At 69.4% G+C, this 19,254-nt stretch carries 16 protein-coding genes; 7 read left to right on the forward strand and 9 right to left on the reverse strand.

All coding sequences use genetic code 11. From position 1 onward, the window contains the following. The first annotated feature begins 144 nt into the window (after positions 1-144). Positions 145-2,094, forward strand: a complete 1,950-nt coding sequence (locus C8D93_RS10600) for a TonB-dependent receptor (protein WP_211307299.1) — start codon at positions 145-147, stop codon at positions 2,092-2,094. Positions 2,095-2,098: 4 nt separating this feature from the next. Here the strand turns inward: C8D93_RS10600 and C8D93_RS10605 are convergent, their stop codons facing one another. Next, a complete protein-coding gene (locus tag C8D93_RS10605) occupies positions 2,099-2,584 on the reverse strand; it encodes an AAC(3)-I family aminoglycoside N-acetyltransferase (RefSeq protein ID WP_110265175.1) in 486 nt (161 codons plus the stop codon). A 128-nt stretch (positions 2,585-2,712) separates the two neighbouring features. Here C8D93_RS10605 and C8D93_RS10610 point away from each other — a divergent pair, with 128 nt between their 5' ends. Both C8D93_RS10610 and C8D93_RS10615 read left to right on the forward strand, forming a co-directional pair. Next, positions 2,713-3,903 carry an acetyl-CoA C-acyltransferase gene (locus C8D93_RS10610; protein WP_110265176.1) on the forward strand — a complete coding sequence of 397 codons (1,191 nt, stop codon included), beginning with the start codon at positions 2,713-2,715 and terminating at the stop codon, positions 3,901-3,903. Next, positions 3,903-4,868 carry an SMP-30/gluconolactonase/LRE family protein gene (locus C8D93_RS10615; RefSeq protein WP_110265177.1) on the forward strand — a complete coding sequence of 322 codons (966 nt, stop codon included), beginning with the start codon at positions 3,903-3,905 and terminating at the stop codon, positions 4,866-4,868. The genes C8D93_RS10610 and C8D93_RS10615 overlap by 1 nt, the downstream gene beginning before the upstream one ends. Positions 4,869-4,883: 15 nt before the next feature. On the opposite strand, the gene C8D93_RS10620 is transcribed toward C8D93_RS10615, so the two are convergent. From C8D93_RS10620 to C8D93_RS10630, 3 genes are read right to left on the reverse strand one after another with little or no spacing between them, the layout of a single operon-like run. After that, complete coding sequence (locus C8D93_RS10620; protein WP_110265178.1) at positions 4,884-6,284, reverse strand: efflux transporter outer membrane subunit; 1,401 nt, start codon at positions 6,282-6,284, stop codon at positions 4,884-4,886. Further along, entirely contained in the window at positions 6,281-9,412 is a 3,132-nt protein-coding gene (locus tag C8D93_RS10625) for an efflux RND transporter permease subunit (RefSeq protein WP_110265179.1), read from the reverse strand. The genes C8D93_RS10620 and C8D93_RS10625 overlap by 4 nt, the downstream gene beginning before the upstream one ends. Next, positions 9,409-10,548, reverse strand: a complete 1,140-nt coding sequence (locus tag C8D93_RS10630; protein ID WP_110265180.1) for an efflux RND transporter periplasmic adaptor subunit — start codon at positions 10,546-10,548, stop codon at positions 9,409-9,411. Before C8D93_RS10630 ends, C8D93_RS10625 begins: the two co-directional genes overlap by 4 nt. Before the next feature lie 92 nt (positions 10,549-10,640). On the opposite strand from C8D93_RS10630, the gene C8D93_RS10635 reads away from it, so the two are divergent. Continuing rightward, complete coding sequence (locus C8D93_RS10635) at positions 10,641-11,147, forward strand: MarR family winged helix-turn-helix transcriptional regulator (protein ID WP_110265181.1); 507 nt, start codon at positions 10,641-10,643, stop codon at positions 11,145-11,147. Positions 11,148-11,156: 9 nt separating this feature from the next. Here C8D93_RS10635 and C8D93_RS10640 read toward each other — a convergent pair whose 3' ends face one another. Then, a complete protein-coding gene (locus C8D93_RS10640; RefSeq protein ID WP_211307300.1) occupies positions 11,157-13,208 on the reverse strand; it encodes a S46 family peptidase in 2,052 nt (683 codons plus the stop codon). A 79-nt stretch (positions 13,209-13,287) separates the two neighbouring features. Here C8D93_RS10640 and C8D93_RS10645 point away from each other — a divergent pair, with 79 nt between their 5' ends. After that, positions 13,288-13,977 (forward strand): hypothetical protein, encoded by a 690-nt coding sequence (locus tag C8D93_RS10645; RefSeq protein ID WP_110265182.1) that lies wholly within the window; start codon positions 13,288-13,290, stop codon positions 13,975-13,977. Between the two features lie 202 nt (positions 13,978-14,179). Here the strand turns inward: C8D93_RS10645 and C8D93_RS10650 are convergent, their stop codons facing one another. Together C8D93_RS10650 and C8D93_RS20685 are read right to left on the reverse strand one after the other, a co-directional pair. Further along, positions 14,180-15,151: a MerR family transcriptional regulator gene (locus C8D93_RS10650; protein ID WP_110265183.1), complete on the reverse strand. Its 972-nt coding sequence runs from the start codon at positions 15,149-15,151 to the stop codon at positions 14,180-14,182. A 153-nt stretch (positions 15,152-15,304) separates the two neighbouring features. After that, positions 15,305-16,168: a hypothetical protein gene (locus C8D93_RS20685; RefSeq protein ID WP_170123988.1), complete on the reverse strand. Its 864-nt coding sequence runs from the start codon at positions 16,166-16,168 to the stop codon at positions 15,305-15,307. Positions 16,169-16,279: 111 nt separating this feature from the next. Here C8D93_RS20685 and C8D93_RS20690 point away from each other — a divergent pair, with 111 nt between their 5' ends. Further along, positions 16,280-17,026, forward strand: a complete 747-nt coding sequence (locus tag C8D93_RS20690) for a FecR domain-containing protein (protein WP_110265185.1) — start codon at positions 16,280-16,282, stop codon at positions 17,024-17,026. Positions 17,027-17,032: 6 nt separating this feature from the next. Here C8D93_RS20690 and C8D93_RS10665 read toward each other — a convergent pair whose 3' ends face one another. Beyond that, positions 17,033-17,503: a GNAT family N-acetyltransferase gene (locus tag C8D93_RS10665; protein WP_110265343.1), complete on the reverse strand. Its 471-nt coding sequence runs from the start codon at positions 17,501-17,503 to the stop codon at positions 17,033-17,035. A gap of 98 nt (positions 17,504-17,601) precedes the next feature. On the opposite strand from C8D93_RS10665, the gene C8D93_RS10670 reads away from it, so the two are divergent. Continuing rightward, positions 17,602-18,822, forward strand: a complete 1,221-nt coding sequence (locus C8D93_RS10670; RefSeq protein WP_110265186.1) for an EAL domain-containing protein — start codon at positions 17,602-17,604, stop codon at positions 18,820-18,822. Positions 18,823-18,838: 16 nt separating this feature from the next. Here C8D93_RS10670 and C8D93_RS10675 read toward each other — a convergent pair whose 3' ends face one another. Beyond that, complete coding sequence (locus C8D93_RS10675) at positions 18,839-19,117, reverse strand: hypothetical protein (protein ID WP_110265187.1); 279 nt, start codon at positions 19,115-19,117, stop codon at positions 18,839-18,841. Between the last annotated feature and the right edge of the window lie 137 nt (positions 19,118-19,254).

Consider the following 19,254-nt stretch of genomic DNA (forward strand, 5'->3'; position numbering starts at 1 on the left):
ACCCGGGCTCGTTTCACCGACATCGCATGGCCACATGCATCGGCATAATCGCGCGACCGTATTCGAACCGGGGGGAGAACACCGATGATGCGCTGCATCGCGGGGACCGTGGCATTCCTGTCACTTTCGGCCGCATCTGCCCACGTGGCGGAAGCACCGACCGAGCTCGACGACATCGACGTGTATGCCAGCGCCGATACCGGCGTGACGCCGTCGGCCTCTTCCGGCCGCATCGACCGGGGCGAGCTCGATGCCCACGCGAGCCAGCGCACCGGCGACCTGCTCGAGCTGATTCCCGGCTTCATCACCACGCAGCACAGCGGCGAGGGCAAGGCCAACCAGTACTTCGCGCGGGGCTTCAATCTGGATCACGGCACCGACTTCGCCGTCTCGATCGAGGGCGTGCCGCTCAACCTGTCCTCGCACGGTCACGGCCAGGGCTACCTGGACCTCAACTTCCTGATTCCCGAGCTGCTGGCCGGCTACGATTACCGCAAGGGCAGCTACAGCCTGCGCGACGGCGACTTCGCCACGGCCGGCAGCGCCGAGCTGCGCTGGGTGGACGACGCGCCGAATCTGATCCAGGGCAGCGTCGGCGAGTACGGCGAACGCCGCGGCCTGGTTGCCGGCAGCCTGCGCGGAGCCGGCAGCACCTTGATCGCCGGCATCGACTACAGCGTCAACGACGGCCCCTGGGAGCTGCCGATGGACCAGCGCGCCGCGCGCGGGCTGCTGCGCTGGCTGCGCGAAGCGGCGGACCGCCGGATCAGCCTGACCCTCGGCGCCTACGACAACCGCTGGACCAGCAGCGATCAGGTTCCCGAACGTGCGGTCGCCGACGGTCGGATCGACCGCTACGGTTTCGTCGATCCGACCAGCGGCGGCGACACGCACCGCTACATGCTGGCGTTCTCGCTCTGGACGCGCGATGGCGATACGGAGATGAGCGGCGGGTTCTACGCGGTCGACTATCGCCTGCAGCTGTTTTCGAACTTCACCTACTTTCTCGACGACCCGGTCGATGGCGACCAGTTCGAGCAGTTCGACGACCGTCGCTACTACGGCACCCACCTCGACTACCGGCGAGGCGTCTCGCTGTTCGGCCGCGATGCAGCAGTCGTCGCCGGCTTCGCGGCACGCCTCGACCAGATCGGCGACGTCGGGTTGTACCGGACGACCGCGCGCGAGCGCGTGGCCACTGTGCGCCGCGACCGCATCGGCGACCTGCGCATCGGCAGTTTCGTCGGACTCGACTGGTCGGCGACGGACTGGATGCAGCTGCTCGCCGGCACCCGACTCGACCATTACGACTACGACGTCGACTCGCGCAGCGGTCTACTCGATCGCCGCGGCAGCGAACTGCAGTGGAGTCCGAAGCTGAGTCTGGTGCTCGGCCCCTGGGCATCCACCGAGGTCTTCGTCAATGCAGGGCGCGGCTTCCACAGCAACGATGCCCGCGGCGACGACGGCTCACCCGGCTTCGATCCGCTGGTGGCGGCGAGCGGCGCCGAGATCGGCTTGCGCAGCACCCCGGCGACGGGCCTCGAGCTCGCCGCCGCCCTGTGGGCGCTGGAGCTGGACTCCGAGCTGGTCTACGTCGGCGACGCCGGCCAGACCGAGCCGAACAACGGCAGCCGGCGCCGCGGCGCCGAGTTCTCGGTCCGCTATCACCCGCTGGACTGGCTCGGCTTCGACGCGGACTGGACGGTGACCCGCGCCCGTCTCGACGCTGCGCCGGGCGAGGACCGCATTCCCAACGCGATTCCGCGTGCCGGCCGGGCCTCGGTCGGCGTTCGCGTGATGCCGACGCTGCGCCTGGGGCTGCAGGTCCGCCACTTCGACGGGGCACCGCTGGTCGAGGACGGCAGCGTCACGGCCCGCGACAGCACCCGCGCCGATCTGCTGCTGCGCTGGGCCGCGACACCGAAGCTATCGCTGCGCGCCGAGCTGCTCAACGTGTTCGACGAAAGCGATGCGGACATCGAGTACTACTACGAATCGCGCCTCGCCGACGAGACGCAGGCGGTCGCGGACCGGCATTTCCATCCCGCATTGCCGCGCCTGCTGCGGCTGACGCTGCGCGCGGAGTTCTGAACGCTCAGCTGATGCGGCGCAGCGGGGCGATGTCGAAGTGCAACACGTCCTCGCGCACGCCGAGCTTGTCGTAGAGCGCGATTGCCGGATCGTCGCCGTGATCGGCCTGCACGAAGATCACGTAGGCGCCGCGGCGTGCCGCCAGCGCACGCAGCGCGTCGATCAGTGCCGTGGCGATACCGCATCGACGGTGCGAGGCGGCGACGGCGAGATCGTAGATGTAGATCTCGCTGCGCTCACGTTCGAACTTCTCCAGCTCGTAGGCGACCAGCCCGCCGACCACCGTACCGGCGTCGAGCGCCGCCATCGCGATGAAGTGCGGCCTGCCGAGCAGGCGCGACAGATACGTACGCGACGGCCGCGCTCCCCCGTAGACCTCGGCGTCTTCGAAGGCCTCGCCGAACATCGTGTTCATCGCCTCCATCAGGTCGACGTCGTCAGGCCCGAGTTCATGCAGGCGATGGTCGCCGGACGAGCCGAAAATGGTCATGCGCTTCTCCTGCCGGATTCCGGCTCCCTGCGGGCAGTCGTCGTTGCCCCGTTCTGAAGGCAGGGTCTTGCCCGCTCGCGTCAGCCGCTAGAATGCCCGCCTGCCGCAATCCGATCCAGGAGCCCCCCATGTCGCCATCCGCCGATTCCGTCGTCATCACCGCCGTCGCCCGCACGCCGATGGGCGGCATGCTCGGTGTGCTCTCGCCGTTCTCCGGTGCACAGCTCGGCGCGCTCGCGATCAAGGCCGCCGTCGAGCGCAGCGGCCTCGCCGCCGACAGCGTCGATGAGGTCATCATGGGCTGCTGCCTGCCCGCCGGTCAGGGACAGGCGCCGGCGCGGCAGGCCGCACGCGGCGCCGGCCTGGTCGACGCCACCGGCGCCCTGACCATCAACAAGATGTGCGGTTCCGGCATGAAGGCCGTGATGCTCGCGCACGACCTGCTGCTCGCCGGCAGCAACCGCGTGATGATCGCCGGCGGCATGGAAAGCATGACCAATGCGCCCCACCTGCTGACCAAGGCCCGCGCCGGCTACCGCTACGGCCACGGCGAACTGCTCGACCACATGGCGCTCGACGGTCTCGAGGATGCCTACGAGAAGCGTACGCCGATGGGCGCCTTCGCCGAACGGACCGCGGAAAAGTACGGCTTCACGCGGGAAAAGCAGGACGCCTTCGCCATCACCTCGCTCGAACGGGCCCGCCGCGCCAACGACGACGGCAGCTTCGCCTTCGAGATCGTGCCCGTCGAAATCCGGGGCAAGGCCGGCGTCGAGTCGGTCGACAAGGACGAACAGCCGGCCAAGGGCCGCCCGGACAAGATTCCGACGCTCAAGCCGGCCTTCAAGAAGGACGGCACGATCACCGCGGCCAATGCCAGCTCGATCTCCGACGGCGCCGCGGCCGTCGCGCTGATGCGTGCCTCGGAGGCTGCCAAGCGCGGCATCGCGCCGCTGGCCCGCATCGTCGCGCATGCCAGTCACTCGCGCCTGCCGGCCGAGTTCACGATCGCGCCCGTAAATGCGATCTCCGGCGTGCTCGAAAAGGCCGGCTGGAACGTCGCCGACGTGGACCTCTGGGAAATCAACGAAGCCTTCGCCGTGGTGACGATGGCGGCGATGCACGATCTCGAACTGCCGCACGACAAGGTCAACGTCCACGGTGGCGCCTGCGCGCTCGGCCACCCGATCGGCGCCTCGGGTGCGCGCATCATCGCAACCCTCGTCGGCGCCCTGAAGAAGACCGGCGGCAAGCGCGGCGTCGCCTCGCTGTGCATCGGCGGCGGCGAAGCCGTCGCACTGGCGATCGAGATGCTCTGATGCGCGGCGGCGGCGTCATGACGGCGCTGCTGGCGCTGGCTCTGGGCGCCTGCGGTGGTGACGATGGCGACACCGCGGCACCGGTCGACCCGGCCGCGCTGTGCGTCGACGACGCCTGCGGCGAGAAGATCGAGCTGCTGCCGATCGCCGATGCCGAGAACCTGCTGTTCACCGACGACGGCCGCCTGTTCGTCTCCGGCGGCACCAACGTTTTCGAGATCGTGCGCGACGGCGACGGCTACGCCGCGTTCGCGATCCGTGACGGCAGCTGCAACTTCACCGGACTGGCGCAGCGTGGCGACGTGCTCTACGCCAACTGCTTCGACGGTCGCCTGTACGCGGCCCGGCTCACTGCGGCGCCGTTGCTCGAGCCCATCCACGAACTCGGGCTGGCGGCGCCCAACGGCCTGGTGGACGGACCCGACGGCGAGCTGTATCTGGTCAACGGCCCGCTGGCGACGAGCGCGGCGCCCGATCCCAAGATCGTGCGGCTGCGCCTCGACCCGGCCGACCCGTTCAAGGTCATCGAGCAGACCGACTGGTTCAGCGAGGGCCTGCTCGGACCCAACGGCATCCAGCGCCACGGCCGCCGCCTCTACGTCAGCAATACCGGCCTCGGCGGTCTCGGCGAGATCCGCACCGTCGACATCGCCGCCGACGGCACGCCGGCAACGTCACGCCAGCTTCTGTCGTTCACCAGCCTGCCGGACGATTTCAGCCTCGTCGGCGAGCATCTGCTGGTGGCCTACTTCGGCGGCGGCCGCATCGCGCTCTACGCGCCGGACGGCGCGCTGCTGCAGCGCACCGGCCCGGCGCGCTTCAGCTTTCCCTCGCAGGTCCGCGTCGGCCGCCCGCCGCTGTTCGCGCCCACCGACATCCTCGTCACCGAGAAGGGCGTGATCGGCGACACCGCCTCGGCGATCGGCAACCGGCTCTCGGTGTTTCGCCCGGCCGCGTCGCGCTGAAGCACCCCGGCGCGGTCATGGCGGCCCGTCGGCGACCGTGGCGTCCCAGCCACCGCCGAGCGCGCGATACAGATCGACGATCGCCAGCTGCGCGCCGAGCCAGGCCTGCGCACGCGCCTGCTTGGCGGCGAACAGGTCGCGATCGGCATTGATCACGTCGAAATACGAGGAGTACCCGGCCCGGTAGCGCGCCTGGGCGATGTCCTCGGCGCGCTGCAGTGCATCGACCTGGGCCTGCTGCGCGCTGAGCACATCGGCGTTGCGACGCTGCGCGACCAGGGCGTCCGCCACTTCCCGCAACGCCGTGCGCACGGTCTTCTCGTACAGCAGCAGCGCTTCGCGCTTACGCGCCTGCGCGAGATCGAGCTGGTAGGCACTGCGATCGGCATCGAGCAGCGGCTGCAGCAGCCCGACGCCGACCGACCAGGTTTCGGCAGACCCGGTGAGCAGCTCCGACACATCGGTACTCAATGCGCCGAAGGCGCCGGTCAACGACAGCGTCGGGAACAGGGCGGCCTTGGCCGCGCCCACGCGCGCATTCGCCGCAACCAGGGCCTGCTCCGCCTGCAACAGGTCGGGCCGCCGCTCGATCAGCGTCGACGGCAGCCCGGCCGGTGCGCTCTGCGGCGCCGCGCAGGTCCCGCGCGGCAGCGGCTGGGGGTTCTGCGCGAGCAGCACGGCAAGCGCGTTCTCGGTCTGTTCGTACTGGCGCGAAAGGTCCTCGATACTCACCTGCGCGGCTGCCAGCTGCGCCTCGGCACTGGCGACGTCCAGGCCGCTGACGACCCCTCGCTGGAACTGCGCACGCGTGAGCTTGAGGAAGGCCTCGCGCGTCTGCGTGCTGCTGCGGGCAGCGTTCACGCGCTCGTCGAGCGCGCACAGGCTGTAGTAGGCCGTGGCCACGTTGGCCACCAGGCTCACGCGCACCGCGCGCTCGGCCTGCGCACTGGCCAGCCAGTCGGCGCGCGCCGCTTCGCTCAGGCGTCGCAGACGTCCCCAGAAATCGAGCTCCCAGGCCAGGCTCAGTCGCAGCGTGCCGGATTCGCCGATGCGGGGCTGACCCGCCGCGCGGGCATATTCCGACGACTGCCCACGCTCGACACCGCCCTCTGCCGCGAGTCCCGGCAACTGCCGCAGCCCCGCACTGCCGAGCTGCGCCCGCGCCTGCTCGACCCGCGCGGCAGCGATGCGCAGGTCCAGATTGGCCAGCAGCGCGGATTCGACCAGCGACTGCAGCGCCGGCTCGGTATACACGCTGCGCCAGTCGTCGTCGCCGAGCGAGGTCGCGACCGCATCCGTCTGGCTGCGGTATTGCTGCGGTACCGGCAGTTCCGGCCGCGTGTAGTCCGGGCCGAGCGCGCAGGCGCCCAGCAGCAGTGCCGACGCCGACACGATGCAGCGGCGCCGGGCCCTCATGACCGCGCCCCCGCGTCCGCGGTACGCGGCCGCCAGCGCTCGACCGCGCCCTGGATCAGCACGTAGAACATCGGCACCAGGAAGATGCCGATCAGCGTCGCCGCGAACATGCCCCAGACGACGACCGTGCCGAGCACCTGGCGCGCGGCCGCGCCGGCGCCGGTGGCGAGCATCATCGGCACGGCGCCGAGGATGAACGCGAGTGAGGTCATCAGGATCGGCCGCAGGCGCAGGCGCGCGGCCTCGACCGCCGCATCCAGCAGCGGCCGGCCGCGCTCGTGTTCGAGCTTGGCGAACTCGACGATCAGGATCGCGTTCTTGGCCGCGAGGCCGACCAGCATCACCAGACCGACCTGGGCGTAGATGTCGTTGGCCATACCGCGCATCGCGAGTGCGGCGAACGCGCCGAGAATGCCGAAGGGGATCGACAGCAGCACCGCGAACGGCACGGCCCAGCTCTCGTACAGCGCGGCGAGGACCAGGAACACGAAGATGATGGCGGCGGCGAAGATGTACGGCGTCTGGCCGGCGGACCTCTTTTCCTGGTAGGTCACGCCGGCCCACTCGAAGCCGTAGCCCGGCGGCAGCGTGGCGCCGACCTGCTCCATCGCCGCCGCCGCGTCGCCGGAACTCACGCCGGGCGCGGCCGAGCCGAGCACTGTCACCGACCGGTACACGTTGAAGCGCTCGATGTAGTCCGGCGTGGTCTTCGGCCGGATCGTGACCAGCGTCGACAGCGGCACCATCTCGCCGGCCGACGAACGCACGTAGAGCTGGTTGACCGCCTCCGGCGTCGCGCGCGCCGACGCTTCGGCCTGCGCGGTGACGCGGTAGGTGCGGCCGTAGAGATTGAAGTCGTTGATGTAGCTGCCGCCGAAGAAGGTCTGCAGCGAGGAGAAGATGTCGGAGATCGGAATGCCCAGGGTCTTCGCCCGCTCGCGATCGATCACGTATTCGATCTGCGGCGTCTCGGCGCTGAACTGGGTGAAGACCCGCGCCAGTTCCGGACGCTCGCGCGCCTGGGCGATGACGTCTCGGGCGTTGGCGACCAGATCCTGCAGGTCTCCGCCGCCGCGCGCCTGCAGCACGAACTCGAAGCCGCCGGCCGAACCGATACCGGGAATCGACGCGGGGTTGATCAGCACGAAGTTGGCCTCGCGCAAGGCCGCGCTGCGCCGGCCGAGGTCGGCGAGGATCTCCCGCGCGCTGCGCTCGCGCTGGTCCCAGGGTTTGAGCACGAGAAACAGCGTCGCCGTCGATGGCGACGCCACGCCGCTGAGCAGCGAGAAACCGCTGATGGCCACGGTGCTGTCGATCTCGGGCATCTGTGCGGTGATCTGGCGGAAGCGTTCGAGCACCGCATCGGTCCGCTGGATCGACGCGCCGGGCGGCAGCGTGACCGCCGACAGCAGGTAGCCCTGATCCTCCTCCGGGACGAAGCCGCCGGGCCGCGACGCGACCAGCAGGACGACGGCCACGACCACCGCGCCGAACACCGCCAGCCCCGATGCCGCGCGCCGGCCACTGCTGTGCACCGTACGGGTGTAGCGCGCGGTGGCACGCCCGAAGCCGCGATTGAACGCGGAGAAGAAACGGCCGGCCGGCCCACCCCAGTGCGACTCGGCGGTCGGCCGCAGCAGCAGCGCACACAGAGCCGGCGTCAGCGTCAGCGCGATCAGCACGGAGATCAGCACTGCCGTGGACAGGGTCAGGGCGAACTGGCGGTAGAACTCGCCGGTCAGGCCCGGCAGGAAGGAGACCGGCACGAACACCGCGCTGAGGACCAGGCCGATCGCGATCACCGGGTTGGAGACGTCGCGCATCGCCGCGCGTGCCGCCTCCTTCGGCGGCAGACCGTGCGAATCCATCTTCTCGGTCACCGCCTCGACGACGACGATGGCATCGTCGACCACCAGGCCGATCGCCAGCACCAAGGCCGCCAGGGTCAGGGTATTGATCGAGAACCCGAACAGCACGAAGGCCGAGAACGCGCCGACCAGTGCCACCGGCACGGTCAGCATGGGAATCAGCGTCGCGCGCCAGCTTTCGAGGAACAGGAACACCACCAGCAGCACCAGCAGGCCCGCCTCGAACAGCGTCTTGATCACCTCGGCCAGGGATTCCTCGACGAACAGCGTCGTGTCGAACGGAATGCGGTACTCGATACCGTCGGGAAAGCTCTGCGCGAGCGTCTCCATCGTCGCGCGAACCCCGGCGGCGACTTCCAGCGCATTGGCATCGGCGGACTGGAAGATGCCGATGTTGGCCACCGGCTCGCCGTTCAGCCGGCTCGACCGCGTGTAGTCGGTGGCCGCGAGTTCGACGCGCGCGACGTCGCGCAGCTTGACGATCGACCCGTCGTTGCGCGCGCGCACGACCACGTTCTCGTACTCCGACACCTCGCTGAGCCGTCCGCGCACGCTCACCGCATATTGCGTCTGCTGCCCCCGGGGCGCGGGCTCCGCGCCGATGCGCCCGGCCGGGGCGACGACGTTCTGCTCCTGCAGCACGGCGGCGATGTCCTGGGTCGTGACGCCGAGCCGCGCCATGCGCTCCGGGTCGAGCCAGATGCGCATGCCGTAGTCGCGTGCGCCGAACACCGTGACCTGACCGACGCCGGGAATGCGTGCGAGCGCGTCATAGATATTCAGCGTGGCGTAGTTCGACAGGAACAGATCGTCGTAGCGCGGATCGGTGGCACGCAGCGCGATGAACAGCAGCGGCGACGGCTGCCGCTTGATCACGGTCACGCCCTGGCGCACGACTTCCTGCGGCAGGCTGCGCTGCGCGATGGCGACGCGGTTCTGCACCTCCACCGCCGCCAGATCCTGGTTGGTGCCGACGTCGAAGGTCACGGTGAGCGAGTACGAGCCGTCGTTGCCGCTCTTGCTGCTCATGTACAGCATGTTCGGCGTGCCGTTGACCTGCTGCTCGATCGGCGCCGCCACCGATTGCTCAACCGTGGTGGCATCGGCACCGGGAAAGCTGGTGCTGACGACGATCGACGGCGGCGTGATCTGCGGGTAACGCTCGATCGGTAACTGCGTTGCCGCGATGGCACCGGCGATCGTGATGATGATCGCGAGTACCGTCGCGAAGATCGGCCGGCCGATGAAGAACTGGCTCACCGGCCGTCTCCGACGCCGGCGGGCTCGAGCTTCTGCGGCGACACCGCAATTCCCGGCCGCAGCCGCTGAAGTCCGTCGACGACGATCGTCTCCCCGGCCTGCAGTCCTTCTTCGACGATCCAGTCACCGCCGACGCGTGCGCCCATGCGCACGTCACGACGGTCCACGGTCCCGTCCTCGCGGAGCACCCACAACGAAGTCCGGCCCTGCAGCTCCTGCACGGCGCGCTGCGGCACCAGCAGCGCGGCATCGATCCGGTCGACGACGACGACGACGCGTGCGAACTGCCCTGCGCGCAGCAGGCCGTCCGGATTCGCGACCTCCAGCCGGATCGGCAGTGTCCCGGTCTCGCGGTCCACCGCCGCGTCGACCAGGTTCAGGTGAGCCGGATGCGGGTAGACCGAACCGTCCGAGAGCATCAGCTTGAAGGCGTTGTCGTCGTCATAGCGGCTCTGCGGCGGGCGCGCGCCGAACTGTTCCTGCAGCTCGAGCATGCGGCGCTCGCTGATGCTGAAGTTCACGTACATCGGATTGGTGTCGTAGACCGTCGTCAGCAGCGACTGGTAGGCCGTCACCAGGCCGCCGACGCGGAACTGCGCGCGGCCGACGACGCCGTCGACCGGCGAGGTCACGCGGGTGTATTCGAGGTTGAGTTCGGCGCTGCGCACGGCGGCCTGCGCGGCCTGCACCGCGGCGCGGCCGGCGCTTTCGCGCGCCGTAACCGAATCGAGCTCCTGCTGGCTCACGGCGTCGAGCTCCGACAGGGGCTGCACGCGCGCCAGATCGCGCTCCGCCTGCTGCAGGCCGGCGCGTGCCTGCGCCAGGGCCGCCTTCGCCTGCTCCAGTTCGACGATGTACGGCTGACGGTCGATCACGAACAGCAACTGGCCCTTCTCGACCGTTTCGCCCTCGACCGCGACCTGCTGTTCCAGCAGGCCGCCGACCCGCGGGCGAATCTCCACGGTATTGGAGGCATCGAGTTGCGCGACGTACTCGGCCTCGATCGTCGCCGGACGCGGCTCGATGCGCAGCACGCCGACCTCGGGCGTCTGCGGCGGGGGGGCGGACGGCTGCGAGCAGGCAACCGGCAGCGTCGCGCACAGCAACAGGCAGAGCTGTCGGGAGAAGCGGGTCATGGACGGGGCTCCGGTCGCGAGACTTGCGACGAATCTTCGCGACTGTTATCGTGCTAACTATTAGCCTGCAATGGGTATAGACCCTCAGTCCCATGCCAGCCATCTGTGCGGAGCAGCATTTCGGTTACTTGGTCAAGGACCTGGCGACGCTTTGGCGAGAGATCATCGACCGCCGCCTCGAGCCGCTGGGCCTGTCGGCCGCGCGCTGGCAGCCGCTGGTCGTGCTCTATCGTGCCGACGAGCCCCTGACGCAGTCGATGCTCGCCGCCGCGCTGGAGATCGAGGCACCGACCCTGGTGCGACTGCTCGACCGGCTCGACCGCGACGGCTGGATCGAACGGCACCGCTGCCCGCAGGACCGTCGCGCCCATCATGTCGTGCTCACAGCCCGCGCGCTGCAGGCCTGCGCCGACATCGAGGACGTGGTCGACCGGACACGCCAGGAGATCCTGTCCGTCGCCGGCAAGCGCGAGCTGCGCGCCTGCATCGACGTGCTCGAACGCATCCGCGGCCAGGCACTGCAGCTGCGGCACGACGGCGCGCCGCCCCCGGAAAGCCCCCTGACCCGGATGACGCGAGTCCCGCGCCGCGCGCGCTGACCGGCCGCCTCAGTTCGCGGTCATTTCGCGGGCCAGCGTGCCGGCGCCGTAAACCTTCTCCAGCGACTCGAGCATCGCCGCACTGTGAACGGCGACGCAGCGATTCAGGGTCTCGTCGTAGCCGAAGGCGCCGCCGAGCGCGTGGATGTTGGTGTCGAACGCCACCCCGACGACTTCGCGGTTGCGGTTGATGACGGGACTGCCAGAGTTGCCGCCGATGATGTCGTTGGTGGTGACGAAGTTGAACGGCGTCTCCATGTCGAGCGTGCTCTCGACCTTGCGCCAGGATGGCGGCAGCGCGAACGGCTCGGCGCCCGTGGCCCGCGAGAACAGGCCGCCGATCCGCGTGAACGGCTCGATCTTGCGCCCGTTCTCCTCCCAGCCGCGCACTTCGCCGTAGCTCAGCCGAAGCGAGAAAGTCGCGTCCGGATAGAGCGCGTCGCCGAAGGCGGCGAAGCGCAGCCTGGCAATGACGGCCGCCTGCTTGTTCTCGACCGCTTCGACTTGCGTCTCGTAACGCTGGCGCAGGTCGCGCGAGACGCTGTCGACGGCGCGCGCGAGCTGGATGAACGGGTCGGTGGACGCCGACACCGCCTCGAAGCCGCCGTCCCACAGCTTGCGGCGCACGTCGACGTCGCCGAGTTCGGTCCCGGCGACGAGCTTCGCCGCAAGCGCCTCGGGCGACTCGCGACCGAGCACCAGCTTCACCAGCGGATCGTCCGGCCCCAGCCGCTCACGCAGCTTGCTCAGGGACCAGGCCAGCCTGGTTTCCTCGTAGGCGGGATAGATCGGCGCCGTGGTCAACACCGTCTGCTGCAGCCGCGTCAGCGCCGCGTCCTGGTATTCGCGCAGGCGCTGCGCATTCGGCTTCGCCCGCTCCTCGCCCGCACGCACCAGGTCGCGCGCCAGCTTGAAGTATTCCGAGTCGAAGCCCAGGGCGCGCTCGGCCATCTGGTACGGCGCCTCGATCCGGCGGTAGGCCTGCTGCGCCGAAGCGATCGCCGCCCACGGATCGCCGTCCTCCGTCTTCGCCGTCGCCCGCAGACGCAGGGCGTCGGCGCGCCTGCGCGCGAACAGCTCGGGCCGCTGCAGGGCCGCGAGCTGGCCCCGGTAGACCTTGATGCGGTTCTCGGTCAGCGTCAGGTCGGCCTGCGCCTGGCGCGCGGCCTCCTCGCCGGAGCGACCGTACTGCCACAGCAAGGCGCGGCGCTCGGACAGGTACAGCAACTGGTTGACGAGATCGACGTCGCGCAGCCGCTCGAGCTGGCTCGCCGTCAGCAGGCGCCGCGTCTTTCCGGGATGCCCGGTGACCATCACCAGCTCCCCTTCCTCCGCCCCTTCGCGGCGCAGCGACAGATGCGCGTCGGTCGCCACCGGCTGGCCATCCTCGTAGGCGCGCAGCAGCCCCATGTCCAGGTTGTAGCGCGGGAAGTTGAAGTTGTCCGGATCGCCGCCGAAGAAGCCGATCCGGTACTCGGGCGAGAACACCAGCCGGACGTCCTGATAGCGACGGTAGCGATACAGGTGATGCATGCCGCCGCCGTAAAGTTCCACGACATCGCAACGCACCGTCGCCGCATCGTCGCCGACACACTCGGCCTCGATCCGCGCCTTCTCGCCGTTGCGCGCATCGATGAAGGCCTGGCCGCTGCGACCGTCGGTCGCCGCATCGATGCGGGCGCTCACGTCGGTGATCGACTCGAGGCGGTTGAGCTCCTCGGCCGGGCAGCGCAGTTCGTTCTCGCGCGCCGTCGCCACGAAGCCGTCGTTGACGTAGTCGGCCTCGGCGCCCGACAGCTCGCCGACGCATCGCAGCACGCAATGGGCATTGGTCAGCACGAGACCTTCGCCCGACACGAACGACCCCGAGCAGCCGCTGGCGAGACGCACCGAGGCTTGCATCAGCTGCTCCACCCAGGCCTCGTCCGGCTCGAAACCGTAGCGCTCGCGCAAGGACTCGCGCGGCAGGTTGTCGAGCGTCCACATGCCTTCGGCCGAATGCGCCGAACCCGCCGCCAGCACGAACACGACGCCGGCCATCACCGCAGTGCGAACCATCATCCGCTGCCCTCTCGCCTCTCCCGTACCGCGGCAGAACGCGGCACGCTATCCTGACCCGGCCATGTCCCGGGAAGTTTCCATGGATCTGCGCTGGTATGCATGGCTGACGGTCCTGTTCCCGGTCGCCGCCGTGCACCTTGCCTACCTGGCATCGATCACGCAGGGCTCGGTCGAAGCCTGCATCCCCTACTGGGACGGCTGCACGTCGATCAGCCGCGCCGGCCGCCATGGCCTCGCCAACCTGTTGTTCAAGGGCCTGATGCTGCCACATGCCGCACAGCTCATGGGCTTCTGGCTGCTGAGCTGGGCGTGGCTGCGCAAACTGCGGCCGGACGCGGACAGGCGCACTCATGGGGTGCTCGCGCTCGGGGTGATCGCCGCGGCATTCCTGGTCCTCTACGCCAGCTTCCTGGGTGCGGAAGGCGAGACCTACCGCTGGCTGCGCCGCTACGGGATCAATGTGTTCTTCTCGTTCAGCGTGCTCGCGCAGATGCTGGTCATCGCGCTGCTGACGCCGGTGCCCGTGCTCGGCGCCGGCCTGCGCACGGCGATGCTCTCGTTCGCTGCGGCCCTGCTGCTGCTCGGCCTCGCCAGCCTGCCGCTGCGGCACTTCGCCGGGGGCGCCGATCACGCCATGAACGCGCTGGAGTGGATCTACGCCCTGCTGATGGCCATCTTCTACGGCCTGATCGGCATCGCCTGGGGGGTGACCGGCTATCGCCTCGAAGCGTCCACCGCTACCGGTACATCCGGGAGCAAGCCGCTCTAGCTGGACAGAATGTATAGCTGTTAACGTTTACAAAGGCCGGACGTTGCGCAAGTCTACGCCTGCGGCCGGCACCTCCCCCGATGCGTGCACCCCCGCCCGCCAGCCGCCCGGGCCGGCAGTCCCTGTTCTGCCGGCCCGTCTTTCGAGGAGCCCGCGCCCCTCGCCGCAGGGAACGCAGGGCATCGAGCCTTGCGCGGCCGACTCAGCCGGACAGCACGTGCCGCTTCAGATCCTCGCGCTCGAGGACATGCTCCAGCGCGTTCTCGAGCAGGTGGCGACACTGCGCCGCGGCGCTGTACAGCAGCGCATGCGTCGCGCCGTCGCGGGCATCCGCACTCTCGCACTCCAGGCTGTACTGCTCGAACGCATTCAGACCGGTCAGCAGATCGGCGAGATGCTGCGGACACTCGCACTTGATCGACGACTGCAGCGTCGACACGGTCTCCAGGGCGCCCTCGTCGAAGCGACGCGCCGGCACTTCGCGCACCAGCAGCCGCTCCACGCCCTCGGCCACCTCGGGGGGGACGAGGTTGAGGCTCATCAGGCACACGCGGGCCAGATGCGCCGGATCGACCGGCGCGCGCACGGCGGTGATGCCGTCACGATCCAGCCGCCTGAGCGTCGCCCGGCTGGCGAAGCCATAGACGACGACGGTCAGACGCGGCCGGAAGCGCGCCGCCAGATCGAGCACGGTCCGGACCTGCGGCGTCCGCAGGGTGGCGCAGTCCAGCACGAGCGCGTCGATGGATTCGCCACTGGGCGGCAGCTCGCCATGCGTGTAGATCGCGTCCAGGTCCAGCATCGGCCGGCCCGACCACTCGCGGATCAGGCGGTTGCCGAGCGCCCGGCCGATCACGACCACGCGGCACCGTTCACCCGCCGGGGCGCGGCGCAGACCGCTGCGCTCCAGCCGGGCACGGATGTCCTCGTCCGGGAGGAAGACGACAGTACCGATCGCGTGACCGGCATCGACCGCCGCCTTGAGCAAGGACAGGCGCTCGACCTCGTGCGCGCTATAGAGGCGCGCACCGACGTCGGAACGGCTCGGCACGATCATCTGGTAGCGCCGTTCCCACATGCGGATGGTCGGCACTGGAATGCCGGTCAATCGCGACACCGCACCGATGCGGTAGCCACGTTCATCGGGATCGCGGGCCTGAACTGACGTTTCCATGAAGCCTCCTGGGGATACGGCGGCGTGGGTGGACGCCCCTTCGGACGCCGAGACCCGTGGACCGCCGACTCTCACTGTATAGCTTATGTATATCCTTTTGTCGCTATACAGGAGGGGTGATGTGTCGAGGCCGCCGCCAGCCTCCGGGATCGCTCAGTAGCGCCAGAGCAGGCTCAGCAGCCCCTGCTCGCGCCGGTACGGCGTGCCGGTATCGGCCTCGGCATCGACCAGCCGCCAGCGTGCATCGATGCTCCAGTGAGCCGACAGCGAGAAGTTGAGGCCGGCGCTGTACACGTCTGCCCGCGAGGCCAGCCGGAACGCCGACTCGCCGTCGAACACATCGTCTTCGGCGATCGCACGCGCCGCGGCCACCGCGGCCGGCGGCGGGTTCGGCGCAACCGACACGAGGTCGCCGTCCAGGTACTGGTAGCCCGCGTAGAGCACAAGCCTGCGCGCCAGCAGCCAGTCGAGATCGATGCTCGCCGACCGCGCGCCGGTCTCGAACACGCGCGCATGCACCCCGTCGACGGCGCGCGCCGACCAGCCCAGACGCCACGTCATCCGCGTCGTGAGCTGCTGTTGCGCGAACACTCCGGCGCGATACGTCCACACGTCGCGCAGGCGGCTGTCGAACTCGCTGCGCTCGACGCGCAGGCTGGCGCCGAGCAGCGGCGTGTAGAAGCCGCCGTCGCGGCGATACGCCCAGCGCCAGCGCACGCCGGCGGTGATGTCGTCGAGGTCGTCGTAGCGATCGTGACCACGCGCCTCGGCGGAAAGCTGGAAACCCATCAGGCTGTTGGGCGCCAGGCGCCAGACGTTCTCGTAGGCGGCACCGACCTGTGCGACGACATCGTCACGCAGAACCGCGCCGCGGCGCGCGTTGGCGACGTTGTCGTCGAATCCGGCCGCGAACTCGCCGGAAAACACGCGCTCGACGGCGTGCGCGGGCAGCGCGATGCCGAGCACCAGCAGGCCTGCCCAGACCCGGTGCGCACGCCCGGACGATCGAGTTCCCATTCCCTGCCCCTGCTCCATGTGCATCAGCAGGCCCATTGTGAACCCGTTCCAACACGGCGCCCACGCGCCGTGGTCAACTGCGCGCCATTCGCATCTCATGGGGGCAGCGCGATGCCGACCCGGCACGAAGAAGACATCGACGATCCACGACGCGCCTTCCTGGTGCGCGCACTCTCGCTCGGCTGGCTGGCGGGCGGCGCAGGCTGGCAGCTCGATGCCCTGGCCGGCCCTCTCACCGACGTGTTCGGCGCACTGCCGGCGCGCCTGCCGACGGGACGCTCGATCTTCCGCATCGACGGCCAGGTCTGGGTCGACGGCAAGCCGGCGACGCGCGATACCGTCATCGGCGACGACGCGCACATCCGCACCGCGGACGACGCGTCGCTGGTCGGCGTCGTCGGACAGGACGCGCTGATCCTGCGTGGACGCTCGGAGCTCCAGCTCGGCGGTGCGCGCACGGCCAAACGCGTGTTCCGGCTGGTGACCGGGGCGATGCTCGCCGTGTTCGGCCGACGCGAGCAGACCCTGGACATCCAGACGCCGACGGCGACGATCGGCATTCGCGGCACCGGTGTCTACACCGAGGCCGACGAGGAAAAGACCTACGTCTGCACCTGCTACGGACGCACCAGCATCGGCGCCGCCGACGACCCGGCCATCAGCGAGACCATCACGGCGCAGCACCACGATGCGCCGCGCTGGGTGCTCGCCAGACCGCAGAACGGCCGCCGCATCATCCCGGCTGCACTCCAGTGGCACACGGACCTCGAACTGATGACGCTCGAAGCGCTGGTCGGTCGTCAGGTGCCCTTCGGGCTCGAGGACATGGACTACCGCGGACCGCGGCGCGAGTACTGAGTGCTGCTAGGCGAGCCGCTTCTCGACCGCGTAGTTGTGGATCGGCGTCCCGGCGACCTCGAAGTCACGGCGCGCCACGACGACGAAGCCGCGACGCAGGAAGAAGCGCCGCGCCATCTCGCTGGCCTCCGCATGGAGCAGGCTCGCGCCCCGGGAGCGGGCCCGCGCTTCCAGCGCGGCGTAGACGGCTGCAGCGGCGCCGGAGCCCACGGCCGCCGGCGCGCTGTACAGGTAGTCGATGTGTCCGTCGGCCTCGAGATCGCCGAACGCCAGCAGCGCACCGTCGTCATCGGCGGCCACCAGCGTGATGCGACCGTCCGCCATCTTCCCGCGCAGACGATCGGCGCTCGGCGTCAGCGACGCCCATGCGGCCACCTGCCGCGCATCGTAGTCGCGGGGGCCCAGCGTGGTCACGGATGCGCGGTACAGTGCGCTCAACGCCGACGCATCGTCCGGCACGGCTTCTCGGATGTGCATGCGCACATTGTAGTCGCGGCGATCCGCGACGCTTGCCCTGCGCGAGGCACTCGCCCTCATAATCACGGGCCCATACACGCAGCGATCGGAGGGAAGTCTTGACCGGGTCGGCGTCACAGCGGCTGCTGAATGCAGGCGACACCCTGTTCAACGAGGGCGACGTCGGTCACGAGGCCTATCTGATCGAGACCGGCGCGGTCGAGATCTACGTCGAGCGCCCCGAAGGACGGCGCGTACTGGCCGTGCTGGGTCCGGACGACCTGTTCGGCGAGCTCGCACTGATCGGCGACCAGACGCGCACCGCCTGCGCCTGCGCCACCGCATCGACACAGCTCAGCGTCATCACCCACGACACGCTCGCCGACCAGCTCGAACGTGCGTCTCCGCTGCTGCGGCACCTGCTGCGCGTGATTCTCTCCCGCTGTCGCAACAACCTGCGCATGATCGGAGCCGGCGAGACCTTCCAGCCGGACCAGATCGTGCGCGCGCCGGAGACCGACGGCGACGGCAATCTCGCCATCAAGCGCCTGCGGCTCGAGCAGGCGCTCGCAGAAGCCATGCGCAAAGGCGAGCTGGTGCTGTTCTATCAGCCGATCGTCCGCCTCGGCAGCGGGCACATCGTCGGTTTCGAGGCCCTCGTGCGCTGGCGGCGCAGCGACGGCAGCCTCGTGCCGCCGGGCGAATTCATCGGGGTGCTCGAGGACTCCAACCTGATCATGGAATTCGGTCGCTGGGCAATCCGCCGGGCTGCGACCGACCTGCACCTGCTGGGCGCCGACTACCACCCGCATCGCGTCGACGACGAGCCGCTGTTCTGCTCGGTGAACCTCTCGGTCCGCCAGTTCGGCGATCCCGACCTGCTCCCCGCGGTGCGCTCGGCAGTCGATGACTGCGGCCTGCAGCCGGGCCAGCTACGGCTGGAGATCACCGAATCGGGGCTACTCAACAATCTGCAGGCGGCGCTCGAACTGATCGAACAGTGCCACCAGCTCGGCTGCCGCGTCGTCGTCGACGACTTCGGCACCGGCTACAGCTCGCTGTGGTATCTGCACAGCCTGCCGGTGAACGGCCTCAAGCTGGATCGCTCGTTCCTGCAGGACTCCACGCGCAGCCAGCGCGGCTTGCGCATCGTGCGCGCGGTCGGCCGTCTGGCGGTGGATCTGGACATGTACGCCGTCGCGGAGGGCATCGAGACGCCGGAGCAGGCAGCGATCTGTCACGACCTGGGCCTGGACTTCGGCCAGGGTTTCTTCTTCAGCAAGGCGGTGCCGGTCGCCGAGGCACAGGCGCTGCTGCGACAGCAGGCCGAAGCGCTCTAGACGCGGCTTCGGCGCCCTATGCGCGGCTGCGCCGCAGGCCCGCGGCCTGTTCGGACAGCAGCCGCCAACCGAGTGCGAACATGCCGACGCAGCCGGCCATCGTCGTGACCAGCGTGCTCCGGGCACGCGAACCCAGCGGAAGCTGCATCAGCACCCACATCACCACCCCGACCGCACCGAGCAGCGCGTACAGCAGTCGCGCGGTGCAGTACTGCAGGCCGTCGAACAGGCTTTCGGGAAAAGCATGACCCGCAGCGGCTGTCCGAATCCGACGAGTCTTGGTCGCGATGGTCATCCCTGTGTCCTCCTGGCACCTGCCAGAACCGTGGCGTACGACCATTTGACGGCAAGCCACGCCGGCAGATGAGGCCGTTCGCGGGACGTTCGCGGCCGCTGATCGGTCCGCAAAACCGGGCGGCGACGCAGGACCGA

This window comes from Sinimarinibacterium flocculans (assembly GCF_003201205.1).
Lineage (GTDB): Bacteria > Pseudomonadota > Gammaproteobacteria > Nevskiales > Nevskiaceae > Solimonas > Solimonas flocculans.

Excerpts from the sequence above, each read along its gene's own strand:
- C8D93_RS10640 (WP_211307300.1), bottom strand. The coding sequence starts at position 13,208 with ATGATGGTTCGCACTGCGGTGATGGCCGGCGTCGTGTTCGTGCTGGCG.
- C8D93_RS10620 (WP_110265178.1), bottom strand. The coding sequence starts at position 6,284 with ATGAGGGCCCGGCGCCGCTGCATCGTGTCGGCGTCGGCACTGCTGCTG.
- C8D93_RS10615 (WP_110265177.1), top strand. The coding sequence starts at position 3,903 with ATGCGCGGCGGCGGCGTCATGACGGCGCTGCTGGCGCTGGCTCTGGGC.
- C8D93_RS10665 (WP_110265343.1), bottom strand. The coding sequence starts at position 17,503 with ATGCACATCCGAGAAGCCGTGCCGGACGATGCGTCGGCGTTGAGCGCA.
- C8D93_RS20690 (WP_110265185.1), top strand. The coding sequence starts at position 16,280 with ATGCCGACCCGGCACGAAGAAGACATCGACGATCCACGACGCGCCTTC.
- C8D93_RS10645 (WP_110265182.1), top strand. The coding sequence starts at position 13,288 with ATGGATCTGCGCTGGTATGCATGGCTGACGGTCCTGTTCCCGGTCGCC.
- C8D93_RS10675 (WP_110265187.1), bottom strand. The coding sequence starts at position 19,117 with ATGACCATCGCGACCAAGACTCGTCGGATTCGGACAGCCGCTGCGGGT.
- C8D93_RS10650 (WP_110265183.1), bottom strand. The coding sequence starts at position 15,151 with ATGGAAACGTCAGTTCAGGCCCGCGATCCCGATGAACGTGGCTACCGC.
- C8D93_RS10605 (WP_110265175.1), bottom strand. The coding sequence starts at position 2,584 with ATGACCATTTTCGGCTCGTCCGGCGACCATCGCCTGCATGAACTCGGG.
- C8D93_RS10635 (WP_110265181.1), top strand. The coding sequence starts at position 10,641 with ATGCCAGCCATCTGTGCGGAGCAGCATTTCGGTTACTTGGTCAAGGAC.
- C8D93_RS10610 (WP_110265176.1), top strand. The coding sequence starts at position 2,713 with ATGTCGCCATCCGCCGATTCCGTCGTCATCACCGCCGTCGCCCGCACG.
- C8D93_RS10630 (WP_110265180.1), bottom strand. The coding sequence starts at position 10,548 with ATGACCCGCTTCTCCCGACAGCTCTGCCTGTTGCTGTGCGCGACGCTG.
- C8D93_RS20685 (WP_170123988.1), bottom strand. The coding sequence starts at position 16,168 with ATGGGAACTCGATCGTCCGGGCGTGCGCACCGGGTCTGGGCAGGCCTG.